Genomic DNA, 3,280 nt, shown 5'->3' with positions numbered 1-3,280 from the left:
CTTCCGCGACTTCGGCGCTCGTCCCGAAATTGGCGATTTGTTCTTTCAGAATGGCCGAAACTTCGGCTGCACGGATATCCATCAACCAACTCCCTTCATGGCGAGCTGCAAGCGCATCAATTTAGTCTTCAGCGAATGATCGATCAGCTTAGAGCCGATCTTGACGATGAGACCGCCGATTAACGACGGCTCGACTTTGACATCGACAAGGATCTTCGACCCATACGTGCCCGAAAGCGACGTTTTGATCTGATCGATCTGCGAATTTGTGAGGGGGACCGCAGCGGTAACTTCCGCCGTCACTTCACCCCGTTTATCGGCCAAGCGGGCCAAAAAGGCCGTAATGATCTGCGGCAAGGCCGACAGGCGGCGGTTATCCGCCACAACGCCGACGAAGCGGCGCACCAAATCATTCGCGCCAGCCTTCTCTAAGACAGCGGCAATCGCCTTGGCTTGATCCGCCCGGCTCAGCACGGCACTGACGGTGAGCAGGCGCAGATCGGCCGACTCCGTCAGAAGCGTGCGCAAGTCCCGCAGGTCTTTCGCCACGGCGTCGAGCGCGCCTTGCGCGTCCGCCAAATCGTAGAGGGCTACGGCATATCGCCCGGCAACGCCCGTCTGCTCTGTCGCCACCCCGGCTTGTCCTCTCTAATCGGCCCGGCGAGCGCTGGCGGGTGCCGCTCTCTAACCGGAATCTGGACAGGATCCTTACGCTCCCTCCCCCGCACTGCCAAAGCTCTGCCGGATCGGGACGCAAGCCCACGCGCAGACTGTGTCTTTCGCGCAGGCGGCGCTTCCTTAACACACCGTTTTTACCGATGCAACGCGCCATAACTGAGAAAAGCGACAGGATGCGCGGGAATCGCGGCCGTCTTTCCCGATCGCGCCCCCTGGCCTTGCGGCTCAACCGCCTCTAAGCGACGGGGAACACAGTCTAATTCGCCTGAGCGCCCTCATTTCCGGGCATCACGCCGCAGGGGCTGGCGATTGTTGCGATGCAGTGCCATAGGCGCGCAGGAAGCAGGCGACCGCGCGGCTGACGTGCCGTTCAATCGCCTCGGGCGTTTTCGGATAGGGCAAGCCCATCATGGCATTCATTTGTGCGTCGCGGACGATGAGTTGGCAGAAATCCATCGCGGCCTCTTCGGGGGCATCGAGTGTCAGAATGCCGCGCCGGGCCTGCTCTTCCAAATAGCCCGCAATTCGAACGCGCCCCTGGGACGGCCCAGCCTCGTAGAAAACCTGCGCCAGTTCCGGGAACTGGATCGCCTCGGCAATCACCGACCGCATGACCGTAACGGTATCATCGGCGATGAGCACGCTGAGAAACCGCACCCCGAGGTCGTGTAGGGCTTCGGCAACCGGGCGGCTATGAACGTCCGGGTTCTCAAAAACCCCCGTCATAAGTTCGCAGCGGTGGGTGACAATCGCCCGAAACAGCCCCGCCTTATTGGTGAACATATCGTAGAGCGTCGAGAGCGAGCCCCCCGACAGGCGCACGACATCGTTCAGGCTGGTCGCGCCATAGCCTTTTTCGACGAAAATCTGCGTCGCCGCTGTCATAATCGCCTCACGGCGCGCTTCGCGGCGGCTGGGTTTGCCGTGCTCGTCCGTCGGCCCCGATTTTGAGCCCGACTTAGCCTGAGCGAACCCCTTGATCGCCGAAAGCGCTTGGCCGATGCGGCACTCTGTCATTCCCATTCCCTCACTGCGTCAGTCTCGCTTGCGGCAAATATCCTTGACCAAAAGTGTAATTGCAATTACATCTGGGCGCAAGTTCAGAGGGACTCCACAGCTTCATTCTTTGGATATCCCCCCACCCTCAGGTTTCTGTCAAGGAAGGTTCCGCCGATGGCGCGTACTTCGTTCCACTTCTCCCGCTCCGCCCGCCTGCTGGCGAGCGTTCTGCTCACGCTACCGCTGCTCGCGGCCTGCTCCGACGATAAGAAGGAACATGCCGAAGAGGTGCGCCCCGTGCGGGTGCAGACCGTCGCTTTCGAAGCGGGGCGGGAAAGCCTGAAGCTGGCGGGCACGCTCGCGCCCCGGCTGGAAACGCCGCTCGCCTTTCAAGTGACGGGCAAGCTATCGGCCCGTCCGGTCGATGTGGGGGCGCGGGTGACGCCGGGCATGCTCATCGGCAAACTGGAGCCCGAGGATTTCGCCCTGCAACTGCGCCGGGCGCAAGCTCAGGTCGCCTCCTCCGAAGCCGATTTGAAGCGCCTCCAGGCCGATTTGAAGCGCTATGAGGCGCTGAAAACCAGCATGGTCTTCACTCAAGCCACCTACGATCAACGCGCGGCGGCGGCCAGCGTGGCGCAGCAGACGCTGATCGGCGCGCGCAGCCAAGTGGCGATTGCCGAGCGTCAGATGAATTACACGAGCCTCTCCGCCGATACCGGCGGCATCGTGACCGCCGTGCTGGCCGAACCGGGCCAAGTGGTTGCCGCCGGGCAAGCGATCGTCCGCGTGGCGCGCGATGAGGAATTAGAAGTCTCGGTGCCGATCCCGGAAAACCGGCTGGATGACGCCCGCGCCGCCAATGATCCCCGCGTAACCCTCTGGTCGGACCCCGGCAAAACCTATCGCGTCCGCCTGCGCGAGCTTGCCGCGAGCGCCGATCCGCAAACCCGCACCTATCTCGCCAAATATTCCCTGCTCGATCAGCCGCAGACCGCCAAAATGGGTATGACGGCGACCTTGCTGCTGGCGAAGGGCGATGGCGTGCCGGTCGCCTCCTTGCCGCTCTCCGCCATCTTCCAGCAGGGCGACAAGCCCGCTGTGTGGGTGGTGGATGCCGCCAAGGGTGCCGTGACCCTGAAGCCCGTCACCGTGGCCGCCTATCATCAGGACGCGGCGCTGATTGCCAATGGCGTGAAGGACGGCGAGCTGGTTGTAACGGCGGGCGTGCATCGCATCGATCCCGGCATCAAGGTGCGCATCCTCGGCGCCGCCCCGGTGAAAGGCCAGTAAGATGAGCGACAAGTTCAATCTGTCGGGCTGGGCGCTGCGGCATCAAACCCTGATTATGTTTTTCATGTTGATCTTGGGCATTGCCGGAGCCCTCTCCTACATGGGGCTCGGGCGGCAGGAAGACCCGGATTTCACGATTAAGACGGTGGTGGTTCAGGCCTTTTGGCCGGGGGCGACCGCCCGCGAAATGGAGTTGCAAGTCACCGATAAGCTCGAAAAAAAGCTTCAGGAACTGGCATTCTTCGACAATGCGGTGAGCTATTCGAAGCCCGGTGAAACGCTGATTAAGCTGACCTTTGCCGATTACACA

General features: G+C 61.9%; 4 protein-coding genes. 2 read left to right on the top strand and 2 right to left on the bottom strand.

What is annotated here, in order from left to right; genetic code table 11:
• Positions 1-81: 81 nt before the first annotated feature.
• Positions 82-633 carry a F0F1 ATP synthase subunit delta gene (locus tag VZ95_RS09710; RefSeq protein WP_045775665.1) on the bottom strand — a complete coding sequence of 184 codons (552 nt, stop codon included), beginning with the start codon at positions 631-633 and terminating at the stop codon, positions 82-84.
• A 333-nt stretch (positions 634-966) separates the two neighbouring features.
• Positions 967-1,695: a TetR/AcrR family transcriptional regulator gene (locus VZ95_RS09705; RefSeq protein WP_045775664.1), complete on the bottom strand. Its 729-nt coding sequence runs from the start codon at positions 1,693-1,695 to the stop codon at positions 967-969.
• Positions 1,696-1,851: 156 nt separating this feature from the next.
• On the opposite strand from VZ95_RS09705, the gene VZ95_RS09700 reads away from it, so the two are divergent.
• Both VZ95_RS09700 and VZ95_RS09695 read left to right on the top strand, forming a co-directional pair.
• Entirely contained in the window at positions 1,852-2,970 is a 1,119-nt protein-coding gene (locus VZ95_RS09700; RefSeq protein ID WP_045775663.1) for an efflux RND transporter periplasmic adaptor subunit, read from the top strand.
• 1 nt (position 2,971) lies between these two features.
• A partial coding sequence (locus VZ95_RS09695; protein WP_045775662.1) for an efflux RND transporter permease subunit occupies positions 2,972-3,280 on the top strand: 309 nt, incomplete at its 3' end.

The organism is Elstera litoralis, assembly GCF_000963705.1.
In the GTDB taxonomy this organism is placed as follows: Bacteria; Pseudomonadota; Alphaproteobacteria; order Elsterales; family Elsteraceae; genus Elstera; species Elstera litoralis.
Note: the sequence above shows the minus strand (reverse complement) of the source record. Positions and strands in the feature narration are given on the sequence as shown.

What these genes read in the sequence shown, in the direction of transcription:
- VZ95_RS09705 (WP_045775664.1), bottom strand. Translation starts at nt 1,695, where the DNA reads ATGACAGAGTGCCGCATCGGCCAAGCGCTTTCGGCGATCAAGGGGTTC.
- VZ95_RS09700 (WP_045775663.1), top strand. Translation starts at nt 1,852, where the DNA reads ATGGCGCGTACTTCGTTCCACTTCTCCCGCTCCGCCCGCCTGCTGGCG.